The organism is Micromonospora sp. WMMC273 (genome assembly GCF_027460285.1).
Classification (GTDB): Bacteria; Actinomycetota; Actinomycetes; order Mycobacteriales; family Micromonosporaceae; genus Micromonospora; species Micromonospora aurantiaca.
The window spans coordinates 1,899,568-1,912,989 of record NZ_JAPZBE010000001.1; the positions used below are offsets into that span (position 1 = coordinate 1,899,568).

13 protein-coding genes are annotated in these 13,422 nt (G+C 72.4%); 12 read left to right on the forward strand and 1 reads right to left on the reverse strand.

Annotated elements, in window-relative coordinates:
- Window position 1: 1 nt before the first annotated feature.
- Window positions 2-412, forward strand: a complete 411-nt coding sequence (gene nusB / locus O7611_RS09055; RefSeq protein WP_174361785.1) for a transcription antitermination factor NusB — start codon at window positions 2-4, stop codon at window positions 410-412.
- Between the two features lie 61 nt (window positions 413-473).
- On the opposite strand, the gene bldD is transcribed toward nusB, so the two are convergent.
- Complete coding sequence (gene bldD, locus O7611_RS09060) at window positions 474-962, reverse strand: transcriptional regulator BldD (RefSeq protein WP_013285505.1); 489 nt, start codon at window positions 960-962, stop codon at window positions 474-476.
- Window positions 963-1,248: 286 nt separating this feature from the next.
- On the opposite strand from bldD, the gene pyrR reads away from it, so the two are divergent.
- The 11 genes from pyrR (at window position 1,249) to rpoZ (ending at window position 13,414) form a co-directional block, all read left to right on the forward strand.
- Entirely contained in the window at window positions 1,249-1,833 is a 585-nt protein-coding gene (pyrR, locus tag O7611_RS09065) for a bifunctional pyr operon transcriptional regulator/uracil phosphoribosyltransferase PyrR (RefSeq protein ID WP_194802873.1), read from the forward strand.
- Window positions 1,830-2,756: an aspartate carbamoyltransferase catalytic subunit gene (locus O7611_RS09070; protein WP_194802872.1), complete on the forward strand. Its 927-nt coding sequence runs from the start codon at window positions 1,830-1,832 to the stop codon at window positions 2,754-2,756. The genes pyrR and O7611_RS09070 overlap by 4 nt, the downstream gene beginning before the upstream one ends.
- A complete protein-coding gene (locus O7611_RS09075) occupies window positions 2,753-4,030 on the forward strand; it encodes a dihydroorotase (protein ID WP_194802871.1) in 1,278 nt (425 codons plus the stop codon). The genes O7611_RS09070 and O7611_RS09075 overlap by 4 nt, the downstream gene beginning before the upstream one ends.
- 61 nt (window positions 4,031-4,091) lie before the next feature.
- On the forward strand, window positions 4,092-5,234 hold the full coding sequence (gene carA, locus O7611_RS09080) for a glutamine-hydrolyzing carbamoyl-phosphate synthase small subunit (protein WP_194802938.1): 1,143 nt from the start codon (window positions 4,092-4,094) through the stop codon (window positions 5,232-5,234).
- Window positions 5,227-8,574, forward strand: a complete 3,348-nt coding sequence (gene carB, locus O7611_RS09085; RefSeq protein WP_194802870.1) for a carbamoyl-phosphate synthase large subunit — start codon at window positions 5,227-5,229, stop codon at window positions 8,572-8,574. The genes carA and carB overlap by 8 nt, the downstream gene beginning before the upstream one ends.
- Window positions 8,575-8,695: 121 nt before the next feature.
- Complete coding sequence (locus tag O7611_RS09090) at window positions 8,696-9,712, forward strand: quinone-dependent dihydroorotate dehydrogenase (protein WP_194802869.1); 1,017 nt, start codon at window positions 8,696-8,698, stop codon at window positions 9,710-9,712.
- A 160-nt stretch (window positions 9,713-9,872) separates the two neighbouring features.
- Window positions 9,873-11,147, forward strand: a complete 1,275-nt coding sequence (locus O7611_RS09095) for an adenosylmethionine--8-amino-7-oxononanoate transaminase (RefSeq protein ID WP_269696563.1) — start codon at window positions 9,873-9,875, stop codon at window positions 11,145-11,147.
- Window positions 11,148-11,234: 87 nt separating this feature from the next.
- The gene (pyrF, locus tag O7611_RS09100) at window positions 11,235-12,074 is read left to right on the forward strand and encodes an orotidine-5'-phosphate decarboxylase (protein WP_194802867.1); all 840 of its coding nucleotides are present in this window, start codon (window positions 11,235-11,237) and stop codon (window positions 12,072-12,074) included.
- Between the two features lie 175 nt (window positions 12,075-12,249).
- Window positions 12,250-12,567, forward strand: a complete 318-nt coding sequence (gene mihF / locus O7611_RS09105; protein ID WP_013285515.1) for an integration host factor, actinobacterial type — start codon at window positions 12,250-12,252, stop codon at window positions 12,565-12,567.
- Window positions 12,568-12,592: 25 nt separating this feature from the next.
- Window positions 12,593-13,144, forward strand: coding sequence for a guanylate kinase (locus O7611_RS09110; RefSeq protein ID WP_194802866.1), 552 nt, complete (start codon window positions 12,593-12,595; stop codon window positions 13,142-13,144).
- A gap of 3 nt (window positions 13,145-13,147) precedes the next feature.
- Window positions 13,148-13,414, forward strand: coding sequence for a DNA-directed RNA polymerase subunit omega (gene rpoZ / locus O7611_RS09115; protein WP_013285517.1), 267 nt, complete (start codon window positions 13,148-13,150; stop codon window positions 13,412-13,414).
- Window positions 13,415-13,422: the final 8 nt, after the last annotated feature.

Consider the following 13,422-nt stretch of genomic DNA (forward strand, 5'->3'; position numbering starts at 1 on the left):
GATGCCGGCGCGCCGCAAGGCGCGCAAGCGGGCGCTGGATGTGCTCTTCGAGGCCGACCTGCGGGACCGCCCGCCGGTCGAGGTGCTCGCCGGTTACCTGGAACGGATCGAGCAGCCGCGCCCCGACCACCTCGGCTACGCGGTCGGGCTGGTCGAGGGCGTGGCGGCGCACCTCGACCGGATCGACGAGACGATCGCCAGCTACGCCGAGGGGTGGACGCTGGAGCGCATGCCGGTGGTCGACCGCAACCTGGCCCGGATCGCCGTGTACGAGCTGCTCTACGTCGACGAGATCGACGACGCGGTGGCGATCAGCGAGGCCGTGGAGCTGGCCCGGCAGATGTCGACAGACGACTCGCCCCGCTTCCTCAACGGCATCCTCGGCCGGATCGCCGAGTACGCCACGCGCTGACGCGCCGCGACGACGAAGGGCCCGTGCCGGTAGGCACGGGCCCTTCCTGTCGTACGGGGTGTCAGGACGCGAAGAACGCCCGCGGGTCGGCGACCAGCACGCCGTGCTCGGTCAGCCGCTCGATCAGGCCCGACGGCGAGGCGTCGTAGACGATCGCGAGGGCGCGCAGGTCGTCGGCGCGGATCGAGAGCACCCGGCCGTTGTAGTCGCCGCGCTGCTGCTGGATGGCGCGCGCGTAGCGGGCCACGTACGCGAGGTCCTCGGAGGCCTCGTCGTAGAGCCGCTCCAGGTCCAGCACGATCTTGCTGGTGGGCTCGTGACGCACCCCGCTGCCGTCGGGCAGCAGCTCCGAGACGGGAACGCGGTAGAAGTCGGCCAGCTCCGCCAGGCGGGACACGGTGACGGCGCGGTCGCCGCGCTCGTACGAGCCGACCACCACGGCCTTCCACCGCCCGTTCGACTTCTCCTCCACCCCCTGCAGGGACAGGCCCTGCTGCTGGCGGATGGAGCGCAGGCGGGCGCCCAGCGACTTGGCGTATTCAGAGGGCATTCGGACACTCCCAGTGCTGTTCGGGTTCTCCGAGCTATCGCTACGGAGCGTGACGGTACGGGGATTGCGACAAGTGGTCAAGTGTTGCCGTGCACGAGGTCCGGCACCCACGTGTGGCTTGTCCCCATTTCGCCGGGCTGACCAGCAGGTCAGGACCGGCGGCGGGTGGCCCGGTGACCGCTGGTAACGTGGCGTGAAGCCCCGGTCCGGGCCCCGCGCGGGCCTGCCGGAGCAGAACAGACGTCCTTTAACGACCCGTCCCGTGAGGCGGGGAAGGAGGTCCGCCGTGGCCTACCCACCGGCTGCCCACTCGTCGCCGCCGCGACAACCCTCGGTGAAGGTGATCCTCGCCGCAGCGGACGTGTCGCGGGTGGTCGACCGCATCGCCCACCAGATCCTGGAGAAGACCCAGGGCGCCGCCGGCACCGTGCTGCTGGGCATCCCCACCCGGGGCGTGCCGCTGGCCCACCGCCTCGCCGCCCGGATCAGCACCTTCGAGGACGTCACCGTCCCGGTCGGCGTGCTCGACATCACGCTCTACCGCGACGACCTGCGCCGGCACGCCACCCGCGCGGTCGGCCCGACCGACCTGCCACCCGGCGGGATCGACGGCAAGCGGGTGATCCTCGTCGACGACGTGCTGTTCTCCGGCCGCACCGTGCGGGCCGCGCTGGACGCGCTCAGCGACGTCGGCCGCCCGGCGTCCGTGCAGCTCGCAGTCCTGGTCGACCGCGGCCACCGCCAGCTGCCGATCCGCGCCGACTACGTCGGCAAGAACATCCCCACCGCGCTGGCCGAGAACGTCAAGGTCACCCTCGCCGAGACCGACGGCACGGACGAGGTCAAGTTGTACGGGGGTACACCCGCATGATCCGGCACCTGCTCTCCGGCGCCGACCTGGACGCCGACACCGCCACCCTGGTCCTGGACACCGCCGCGGAGATGGCGACGGTGGCCGGGCGCGAGGTCAAGAAGCTCCCCGCGCTGCGCGGGCGCACCGTGGTCAACCTCTTCTACGAGGACTCCACCCGGACCCGGATCTCGTTCGAGGCGGCCGCCAAGCGGCTCAGCGCCGACGTGATCAACTTCTCCGCCAAGGGCTCCAGCGTGGCCAAGGGGGAGAGCCTGAAGGACACCGCGCTCACGCTCCAGGCGATGGGCGCGGACGCGGTGGTCGTCCGGCACCCCGCCTCCGGCGCCCCGCACCGGCTCGCCGAGTGGGTGGACGGGTCGGTCGTGAACGCCGGTGACGGCACCCACGAGCACCCCACCCAGGCGCTGCTCGACGCGTACACGATGCGGTCCCGGCTGGGCCGGCTCGACGGCCTGCACGTGGCGATCGTCGGCGACGTGCTGCACTCCCGGGTGGCCCGCTCGAACGTGCTGCTGCTGTCCACGCTCGGCGCGAAGGTCACCCTGGTCGGCCCGCCCACGCTCATCCCGGTCGACATCGCCGCCGCCCTGGCCCCCGGCACCGACGTCTGTTACGACCTCGACACCGTTCTCCCAGGTGTGGACGTGGTGATGATGCTGCGGGTGCAGCGCGAGCGGATGGGTGACTCCTACTTCCCGTCGGCCCGCGAGTACGCCCGTCGCTACGGGCTCGATGGGCCGCGCATGCGCCGGCTGCCCGAACACGCGATCGTCATGCACCCCGGCCCGATGAACCGGGGCATGGAGATCACGCCCGAGGTGGCCGACTCGCCCCGCTCCACCATCGTCGAACAGGTCGCCAACGGGGTCTCCGTGCGGATGGCCGTGCTCTACCTGCTGCTCGGAGGGAACAACCGGTGACCGCGTACCTCATCAGAAGCGTCAGCATCGTCGGCGGCGAGCCGACCGACCTGCTCATCCGCGACGGCGTGGTGGCCGGTACGGGCCGCGGGCTCGCCGCGGGCGACGCCACGGTCGTCGACGCGACCGGCCTGGTCGCGCTGCCCGGCCTGGTCGACCTGCACACCCACCTGCGCGAGCCCGGCCGGGAGGACGCCGAGACCGTCGAGTCCGGCTCCCGGGCGGCGGCGCTCGGCGGCTACACGGCGGTGTGCGCGATGGCGAACACCTCGCCGGTCGCCGACACCGCGGGCGTGGTCGAGCAGGTCTGGCGGCTCGGCCGGGAGGCCGGCCTGGTCGACGTGCAGCCGATCGGCGCGGTCACCGTCGGGCTGGCCGGCGAGCGCCTGGCCGAACTGGGCGCGATGGCCGACTCGGCCGCCGAGGTGCGGATCTTCTCCGACGACGGGCACTGCGTGTCCGACCCGCGGCTGATGCGCCGGGCGCTGGAGTACGTCAAGGCGTTCGACGGCGTGATCGCCCAGCACGCCGAGGAGCCCCGGCTCACCGAGGGCGCGCAGATGCACGAGGGCGAGGTGTCCACCCGCCTCGGCCTGACCGGCTGGCCGGCCGTCGCCGAGGAGGCGATCATCGCCCGCGACGTGCTGCTCGCCGAGCACGTCGGCAGCCGCCTGCACGTCTGCCACGTCTCCACCGCCGGCAGCGTCGAGGTGCTGCGCCAGGCCAAGGCGCGCGGGGTACGGGTCACCGCCGAGGTGACGCCGCACCACCTGCTGCTCACCGATGCCAAGGCGGAGAGCTACGACCCGGTCTTCAAGGTCAACCCGCCGCTGCGCACCGCCGCCGACATCGCCGCGCTGCGGGAGGCGCTGGCCGAGGGCGTGATCGACATCATCGCCACCGACCACGCGCCGCACGCCGTGGAGGACAAGGAGTGCGAGTGGGCGTACGCCCGGCCGGGCATGCTCGGCCTGGAGACGGCGCTGTCGATCGCGCTCGACGTGTTCGGCCCCCGCTGGGACCTGATCGCCGAGCGGATGTCCCGCACGCCGGCCCGGATCGCCGGGCTGGCCGGGCACGGCCTCGACCCGGCGCCCGGCGTACCGGCCAACCTGACCCTTGTCGACCCGGCCGCCCGGCGCGTCATCGAACCGGCGGAGCTGGCCAGTCGCAGTCGCAACACCCCGTACGCACGCATGACGCTGCCGGGTCGCATCGTGGCGACCTTCCTGCGCGGCGAGCCGACGGTCCTGGACGGAAAGGCTGTCAAGTGATCCGAGCGAGGAACGTAGCGGAGCGGAGTCCCGCAGTCCGGATCGAAGGGGGCGCAGCATGGTGAAGCGTAGATCGGCGATTCTCGTCCTCGAGGACGGGCGCACGTTCCACGGCGAGGCGTACGGCAGCGTCGGGGAGACCTTCGGCGAGGCGGTCTTCAACACCGGCATGACCGGCTACCAGGAGACGCTCACCGACCCGTCGTACCACAGGCAGGTGGTGGTGCAGACCGCGCCGCACATCGGCAACACCGGCGTCAACGGCGAGGACGACGAGTCCGACCGGATCTGGGTGGCCGGGTACGTGGTGCGCGACCCGGCCCGGATCAGCTCCAACTGGCGGGCCGGCGGCGGCCTGGAGGACCGGCTCGCCGCGGAGGGCGTCGTCGGCATCAGCGGCGTGGACACCCGGGCGCTGACCCGGCACCTGCGCGAGCGCGGCGCGATGCGCGTCGGCATCTCCAGCGTCGAGGACGACCCGGCCGCGCTGCTGGAGCGGGTGCGCCGCTCGCCGCAGATGGTCGGCGCGAACCTGTCCGACGAGGTGACCACCGCCAAGCCGTACGTCGTGCAGGCGCAGGGCGAGCACCGGTTCACGGTGGCCGCGGTGGACCTGGGCATCAAGCGCAACGTGCCGCGCCGGCTCGCCGCCCGCGGCGTCACCACCCACGTGCTGCCCGCCGGGTCGACCATCGAGGACCTGCTCGCCACCGGCGCGGACGCTGTCTTCTTCTCGCCCGGCCCGGGCGACCCGGCGACCGCCGACGGCCCGGTGGCGCTGGCCCGGGAGGTGCTGACCCGGCGGATCCCGCTGTTCGGCATCTGCTTCGGCAGCCAGATCCTCGGCCGGGCGCTCGGCTTCGGCACCTACAAGCTGGGGTACGGCCACCGCGGCATCAACCAGCCGGTGCTCGACCGGGCCACCGGCAAGGTCGAGGTGACAAGCCACAACCACGGCTTCGCGGTGCAGGTGCCGGGTGCCGGGGACGGCGCGGTGGTGCCGGATCAGGTGATCCAGACCGAGTTCGGCGGTGTCCAGGTGTCACACGTCTGCCTCAATGACAACGTGGTCGAGGGGCTGCGGGCCGTGGACGTGCCCGCCTTCACCGTCCAGTACCACCCCGAGGCGGCGGCCGGCCCGCACGACGCGGACTACCTCTTCGACCGTTTCGCAGAGCTGATCGAGGGGCGCAAGAATGCCTAAGCGGACCGACCTCAAGCACGTCCTGGTGATCGGCTCCGGGCCGATCGTGATCGGACAGGCCTGCGAGTTCGACTACTCCGGCACCCAGGCCTGCCGGGTGCTGCGCAGCGAGGGGATCCGGGTCAGCCTGGTCAACTCGAACCCGGCGACGATCATGACGGACCCGGAGTTCGCCGACGCCACGTACGTCGAGCCGATCACCCCGGAGTTCGTCGAGCTGGTCATCGCCAAGGAGCGCCCCGACGCGCTGCTGCCGACGCTCGGCGGGCAGACCGCGCTGAACACCGCTGTCGCCCTGCACGAGGCGGGCGTGCTGGAGAAGTACGGTGTCGAGCTGATCGGCGCGAACATCGAGGCGATCAACCGGGGCGAGGACCGCCAGCTGTTCAAGGAGATCGTCGCGAAGGCCGGCGTACGGCTGGGCCTGGACGATCCGTCGGCGCTGGTGCCGCGGTCGCGGGTCTGCCACTCGATGGACGAGGTCCGCGAGACGGTCGCCGACCTGGGCCTGCCGGTGGTCATCCGGCCGTCGTTCACGATGGGCGGCCTCGGGTCCGGCATGGCGCACACCGACGAGGATTTGGAGCGCATCGCCGGGTCCGGCCTGGCGGCCAGCCCGGTGCACGAGGTGCTCATCGAGGAGAGCGTGCTCGGCTGGAAGGAGTACGAGCTCGAACTGATGCGCGACCGCCACGACAACGTGGTGGTGGTCTGCTCGATCGAGAACGTCGACCCGATGGGCGTGCACACCGGCGACAGCGTCACCGTCGCCCCGTCGATGACGCTCACCGACCGGGAGTACCAGCGGCTTCGTGACCTCGGCATCGCGGTGCTGCGCGAGGTCGGTGTGGACACCGGCGGCTGCAACATCCAGTTCGCGGTGAACCCGGCCGACGGCCGGATCGTCGTGATCGAGATGAACCCGCGGGTGTCGCGTTCCTCGGCGCTGGCGTCGAAGGCCACCGGCTTCCCGATCGCGAAGATCGCCGCGAAGCTCGCCATCGGCTACACGCTCGACGAGATCCCCAACGACATCACGCTGAAGACGCCCGCGGCGTTCGAGCCGACGCTCGACTACGTGGTGGTGAAGATCCCCCGGTTCGCGTTCGAGAAGTTCCCCGGCGCCGACCCGGAGCTGACCACCACGATGAAGTCGGTGGGCGAGGCGATGAGCCTGGGCCGCAACTTCACCGAGGCGCTGAACAAGGCGATGCGCTCGATGGAGACCAAAGCATCGGGTTTCTGGACCACTCCGGACCCGGACGGCGCCACGAAGGAGAACACCCTCGCCGCGCTGCGCACGCCGCACGACGGCCGGCTCTACACGGTCGAGCGGGCGCTGCGCCTCGGCGCGTCGATCGCCGAGGTGTCCGAGGCGTCCGGCGGCATGGACCCGTGGTTCCTGGACCAGATCGCCTCGCTGGTCGAGCTGCGCGCCGAGATCGTGGACGCGCCGGTGCTCGACGCCGCACTGCTGCGCCGCGCCAAGCGGGCCGGCCTGTCCGACCGGCAGCTCGCCGCGCTGCGTCCCGAGCTGGCCGCCGAGGACGGCGTCCGGACGCTGCGGCACCGGCTCGGCGTCCGGCCGGTCTACAAGACGGTGGACACCTGCGCGGCCGAGTTCGAGGCGACCACGCCGTACCACTACTCGACGTACGACTCGGAGACCGAGGTGGCGCCCTCGGCGCGGCCGAAGGTGCTCATCCTGGGCTCCGGGCCGAACCGGATCGGTCAGGGCATCGAGTTCGACTACTCGTGTGTGCACGCCGTCCAGGCCCTCCGGGCCGTGGACTACGAGACCGTCATGGTCAACTGCAACCCGGAGACCGTCTCCACCGACTACGACACCGCCGACCGGCTCTACTTCGAGCCGCTGACGTTCGAGGACGTGCTGGAGGTCTGGCACGCCGAGGACTCCTCCGGCAAGGAGGCGGGCGGCCCCGGCGTCATCGGGGTGATCGTGCAGCTCGGCGGGCAGACTCCGCTGGGCCTGGCGCAGCGGCTCAAGAACGCCGGCGTGCCGATCGTCGGCACCTCCCCGGAGTCGATCCATCTGGCCGAGGAGCGCGGCGCGTTCGGCGCGGTGCTGGCCCGGGCCGGGCTGCGCGCGCCCGCGCACGGCATGGCCACCTCGTACGACGAGGCGAAGGCGATCGCCGACGAGATCGGGTACCCGGTGCTGGTCCGCCCCTCGTACGTGCTCGGCGGGCGCGGCATGGAGATCGTGTACGACGACGCCACGCTGCGCGACTACATCGGCCGCGCCACCGCCATCTCGCCGGACCGCCCGGTGCTGGTGGACCGGTTCCTGGACGACGCCATCGAGATCGACGTGGACGCGCTCGTGGACGCCGACGGCGACGTCTACCTGGGCGGCGTGATGGAGCACATCGAGGAGGCCGGCATCCACTCCGGCGACTCGTCCTGCGCGCTGCCGCCGATCACCCTGGCCGGCTCGCACCTGGCCCAGGTGCGGCACTACACCGAGCAGATCGCCCGCGGCATCGGTGTGCGCGGCCTGCTCAACGTCCAGTACGCGCTGCAGGGCGACATGCTCTACGTGCTGGAGGCCAACCCGCGCGCCTCCCGGACCGTACCGTTCGTCTCGAAGGCCACCGCGGTGCCGCTGGCGAAGGCGGCGGCCCGGATCGCGCTCGGCGCCACCGTCGCGCAGCTGCGCGCCGAGGGGATGCTGCCGCCCACCGGCGACGGCGGCACCATGCCGGCCGACGCGCCGATCGCGGTCAAGGAGGCGGTGCTGCCGTTCAAGCGGTTCCGCACCCCTTCGGGCAAGGGCATCGACGTGCTGCTCGGCCCGGAGATGAAGTCCACCGGCGAGGTGATGGGCATCGACACCGGCTTCGGGCAGGCGTTCGCCAAGTCGCAGGCCGCCGCGTACGGGTCGCTGCCCACCGCCGGGAAGATCTTCGTCTCGGTCGCCAACCGGGACAAGCGCGGCATGATCTTCCCGATCAAGCGCCTGGCCGACCTGGGCTTCGAGATCGTGGCCACCACCGGCACGGCCGAGGTGCTGCGCCGGCACGGCATCGCCTGCGAGCAGATCCGTAAGCACTACGAGTCGGGTGAGGGCGCGGACGCGGTGTCGCTGATCCTCGGCGGGGACGTGGCGCTGGTGGTGAACACGCCGCAGGGCTCCGGGGCGAGCGCCCGTTCCGACGGGTACGAGATCCGCAGCGCGGCGGTGAGCGTGGACATCCCGTGCGTCACCACGGTTCCCGGCGCCGCCGCCGCGGTAATGGGCATCGAGGCCCGCATCCGAGGCGACCTGAAGGTCCGCCCCCTGCAGGACCTGCACGCAGCCCTGCGGGCCGGCGAGTGACACCGCGCCTTCACGCGCCGATCATGAGGTTGGCGGCGATGTGGATCTCCAAATCCGCCGCCAACCTCATGATCAACGGGGAGACGGGGGAGACCGGGGAGACCGGGCGAGGGGGCGCGGCGTGATCTTCGAGAAGGTGGTGCGGCCCCGGTTGTTCTCGCTCGCGGGCGGGGACGCCGAGGGGGCGCACGAGTGGACCCTGGAACGGCTGGCCGCGGTGTCGCGGCAGCCGGCCGTTCTCGCGGCGCTGCGACGGGCGTACTTCCGGTCGGCGCCGCGCACCGTGTTCGGGGTGCGCTTCCCCAACCCGGTCGGACTGGCGGCCGGGATGGACAAGAACGGACTCGCGTTGCCGGCCTGGCCGGCGCTGGGCTTCGGCTTCGTCGAGGTCGGCACCGTGACCGCGCACGCCCAGCCGGGCAACCCCCGGCCCCGGCTGTTCCGGCTGCGCGACAGCGAAGCCGTGATCAACCGGATGGGCTTCAACAACGCCGGTGCCGAGGCGCTGGCGGACCGGCTGGCCGCGTTGCCGCGCCCGCTCGGTGTGCCGCTGGGCATCTCGCTCGGCAAGTCCAAGGTGACCCCGCTGGACGAGGCGGTCGAGGACTACCTCGCCTCGTACCGGGCGCTCAAGGACCACGGCGACTACTTCGCGGTCAACGTGTCCTCACCGAACACTCCCGGGCTGCGGTCGCTTCAGGACCGGTCCCATCTGGACGCCCTGCTCGCCGCGCTGGTGGGGGAGAAGCCGGTGCTGGTGAAGATCGCCCCGGACCTGACCGAGCCGGCCGTGGCCGAGCTGCTGGAGGTGTGCCTCGACCGGGGCGCGGCCGGGGTCATCGCCACGAACACCACGCTCGCCCGCGACGGGCTCGCCCCGGCCGACCGGGAGCGCGCCGCCGAGGCCGGCGGGCTGTCCGGCCGGCCGCTCACCGCCCGGGCCCGGGAGATGGTCGCGTTCGTGCACCGCGAGACCGGGGGCCGGCTGCCGGTGATCGGTGTGGGCGGCATCCTGCACCGGGACGACGCGACACGCATGTTCGACGCCGGCGCCTCCCTGCTCCAGCTCTACACCGGCTTCATCTACCGCGGCCCCGCCCTGACCCGGGCCATAACAACCCGAACCACCCGACCCTGACCCACCCACCCCACCCCCGCACCGCCCCCACCCCCGCGCGATCTTGCGCTTTCGGCCCCGGCATACCGCCCATTCCGGGCCCGGTCGGGGCACCAACTGCAAGATCGCGGGGGAGAGCGGGGGAGGGAGGGGGAAGGGCGGGGGCGAAGGAGGAGGAGACGTGACGCCTGAGGAGATTCTGGAAGCCGACCGGCGGCACGTGTGGCACCCGTACGCCGCGATGCCTCCCGCCGGCGCGCCGTACGTGGTCGACAGCGCCGCGGGGGTGCGGCTGCGGCTCGCCGACGGGCGGGAACTCGTCGACGGCATGTCGTCGTGGTGGGCGGCGATCCACGGCTACCGGCACCCGGTGCTCGACGCCGCGGTGACCGACCAGCTCGGACGGATGAGCCACGTGATGTTCGGCGGGCTCACCCACGAGCCCGCGGTACGCCTGGCGCGCACGCTCGTCGAGCTGACCCCGGACGGCCTGGAACACGTCTTCCTGGCCGACTCCGGCTCGGTCAGCGTCGAGGTGGCGGTGAAGATGTGCCTGCAGTACCAGCGGGCGCTGGGACGCCCGCAGCGCCGCCGGCTGGGCACCTGGCGGGGCGGCTACCACGGCGACACGTTCCACCCGATGAGCGTGTGCGACCCGGAGGGCGGCATGCACCACCTCTGGGGCGACGTGCTGCCCCGGCAGGTGTTCGCGCCGGTGCCGCCGCCCGGCTTCGACGCGGCGCCGGACCCGGCGTACGAGGCGGCGCTGGTGGACGCGGTGGAGCGGCACGCCGACGAGTTGGCCGCGGTGATCGTGGAGCCGGTGGTCCAGGGCGCCGGCGGGATGCGGTTCCACCACCCGCACTACCTGCGCGTGCTGCGCGAGGTGACCAGCCGGCACGGCATCCTGCTGGTGTTCGACGAGATCGCCACCGGCTTCGGCCGGACCGGCCGGATGTTCGCCGCCGAGCACGCCGGCGTCGCCCCGGACGTGCTCTGCGTCGGCAAGGCGCTCACCGGCGGGTACCTGACGCTCGCCGCGGCGCTGTGCACGCCCGAGGTGGCGCGGGCGATCTCCGCCGACGGGGTGCTGGCGCACGGGCCGACGTTCATGGGCAACCCGCTCGCCTGCGCCGTCGCCAACGCCTCCCTGGACCTGCTGCGGGCCGGGGACTGGGCGGGACGCGTGGCGGGCATCGCCGACGGCCTGCGGACCGGTCTGGAGCCGTTGCGGGACGCGCCCGGCGTGGCCGACGTCCGCGTGCTCGGCGCGATCGGGGTGGTGCAGCTCGACCACGAGGTGGACCTGCCCCGGGCGACCGCCGCGGCGGTGGCCGAGGGGGTGTGGCTGCGCCCGTTCCGGGATCTCGTCTACACGATGCCGCCGTACGTCTGCGACGCCGCGGACGTGGCGCGGATCGCGGCCGGAGTGGCCGCGGCGGTCAAGGCCGGCTGAGCCCGGCCGGATACGACAGGGCGCGACGGAAGGCCCGTCGCCGGACACGCCAGGCGGCCCGGAGCCGCCGGGAGAGGGAGAGACGTGATGGAGACGTTCGGCGCCCGTCTGCACCGGGCCGTGGCGGAACGAGGGCCGCTCTGCGTGGGCATCGACCCGCACCCCGGGTTGCTGGCCGCCTGGGGCCTGACCGACGACGTGGCGGGCCTGGAGCGGTTCTGCCGCACGGTGGTGGAGGCGATCGGTGACCGGGTCGCCGTGGTCAAGCCGCAGTCGGCGTTCTTCGAGCGCTTCGGCGCCCGCGGTGTCGGTGTGCTTGAGTCAACTATCCGACAGTTGCGAGATTTGGGAGCGCTCACTCTGCTTGACGTGAAGCGCGGCGACATCGGCTCGACAGTCGCCGCGTACGCGTCGGCGTACCTCGACCCATCCAGCCCTCTGTATGTCGACGCGGTCACCGCGAGCCCCTACCTGGGAGTAGGTTCGCTCGCCCCGATGTTCTCCACCGCCGCCGAGCACGGCGGCGGGGTCTTCGTCCTGGCGCTCACCTCCAACCCGGAGGGTGCCTCCGTGCAGCGCGCCGTGGGCGCCGACGGGCGCACCGTCGCGCAAACCGTGATCGACGAGATTTCCCAGCTCAACAGGGGTGCGGAACCACTCGGCAGTTTTGGTCTGGTGGTCGGGGCGACGATCGGTGAGACGGGTCACGATCTGGACTCGGTGAACGGTCCGCTGCTCGCGCCAGGGCTGGGCGCACAGGGTGGAACGCCCGCCGGGTTGCGTACCGTGTTCGGCGCCGCGCTGCCGTCGGTGCTTCCCTCGTACTCCCGGGAGGTGCTCGGCGCGGGCCCCGACCCGGCCGACCTGCGGGCCGCCACCGAGCGGGTGCTGGCCGACTGCCGGGCCGCCCTGGGCGCGGCGGACTGACTGACGGCTCGGTCACTTTGGGTTGATCATCGCGCGTCCACGTTGCCGAAATCTCCGTTGACCGCTAGTTTTCCCCGCGCTGGGAACCACGGACCCCTTTGGTTGCCAGCGACACCACGTTTCACAGATGCGGTGGGGCGCTCAGCCCGCCGTACTAGGGACCTGAGGAGAACTGGTGCCGCTCCCGTCACTGACCCCCGAGCAGCGCGCTGCCGCGCTGGAGAAGGCCGCGGAGATCCGCAAGGCCCGCGCTGAGCTGAAGGAGCAGCTCAAGCAGGGCAAGACCACCCTCGCCACCGTCCTCGAGCGGGCCGAGTCCGACGACGTCGTGGGCAAGCTGAAGGTTTCGGCCGTGCTCCAGGCGATGCCGGGCATCGGCAAGATCCGGGCCACCCAGATCATGGAGAAGCTCAAGATCGCCGACAGCCGTCGCCTGCGCGGCCTCGGCGAGCAGCAGCGCAAGGCTCTGCTCGGAGAGTTCGCCGCCAACTGAACGGCCCGCCGTGTAGAAACAAGCGGTGAGCACGGATGACGAGGCGCGCTCGGCGGCTCGGCTCACTGTCCTGTCCGGTCCCTCCGGGGCCGGCCGGAGCAGTGTCGTCGAGGCGGTCCGGGCGCGCCTTGCGTCTGTCTGGGTGCCGGTGGTCGCCACCACCCGCCCACCCCGTCCGGACGAGCGCGACGGCGTCGACCGCGTCTTCCTCGACGCGCCCGGCTTCGACCGGCTGATCGCCGCCGGGGAGCTGCTGGAGTGGTGCCGGATCGGGCCGTACCGCCGGGGGGTGCCCCGGGCCGGGGTGCGGACGCGGCTCGCCGAGGGCCGGCCGGTGCTGCTGCCGCTGGACCTGGGCGGCGCCCTGGCGGTACGGGCGGCGGCGCCCGGCACCCGGCTGGTGCTGCTCGCGCCGCCGGCGTACCGGGCGGACCCGGACGTCGCGGCCGTCTTCGCCCACGCCGTGGCACACGACCACACCGAGCGCGCCGCGGCGGAGCTGGTAGGATTGCTCGGTTCGTCCTTCCTGGCTCCGGCCCGACCGCCCGCGGGCGGCGCACGAGACGCAGAGGTTTAATTCGTGGGATCCATCGCCACCAACCCCGAGGGCATCACCAACCCGCCGATCGACGAGCTGCTCGAGAAGACCACCTCGAAGTACGCGCTGGTCATCTTCGCCGCCAAGCGCGCCCGGCAGGTGAACGCCTACTACAGCCAGCTCGGTGAGGGTCTCCTGGAGTACGTCGGCCCGCTGGTGGAGACCACCCCGCAGGAGAAGCCGCTCTCCATCGCCATGCGCGAGATCAACGCGGGCCTGCTCACCGCCGAGCCGACCGACCAGCCGTAACCGCGCCC

What these genes read in the sequence shown, in the direction of transcription:
- nusB (WP_174361785.1), top strand. Translation starts at nt 2, where the DNA reads ATGCCGGCGCGCCGCAAGGCGCGCAAGCGGGCGCTGGATGTGCTCTTC.
- bldD (WP_013285505.1), bottom strand. Translation starts at nt 962, where the DNA reads ATGCCCTCTGAATACGCCAAGTCGCTGGGCGCCCGCCTGCGCTCCATC.
- O7611_RS09070 (WP_194802872.1), top strand. Translation starts at nt 1,830, where the DNA reads ATGATCCGGCACCTGCTCTCCGGCGCCGACCTGGACGCCGACACCGCC.
- carB (WP_194802870.1), top strand. Translation starts at nt 5,227, where the DNA reads ATGCCTAAGCGGACCGACCTCAAGCACGTCCTGGTGATCGGCTCCGGG.
- pyrF (WP_194802867.1), top strand. Translation starts at nt 11,235, where the DNA reads ATGGAGACGTTCGGCGCCCGTCTGCACCGGGCCGTGGCGGAACGAGGG.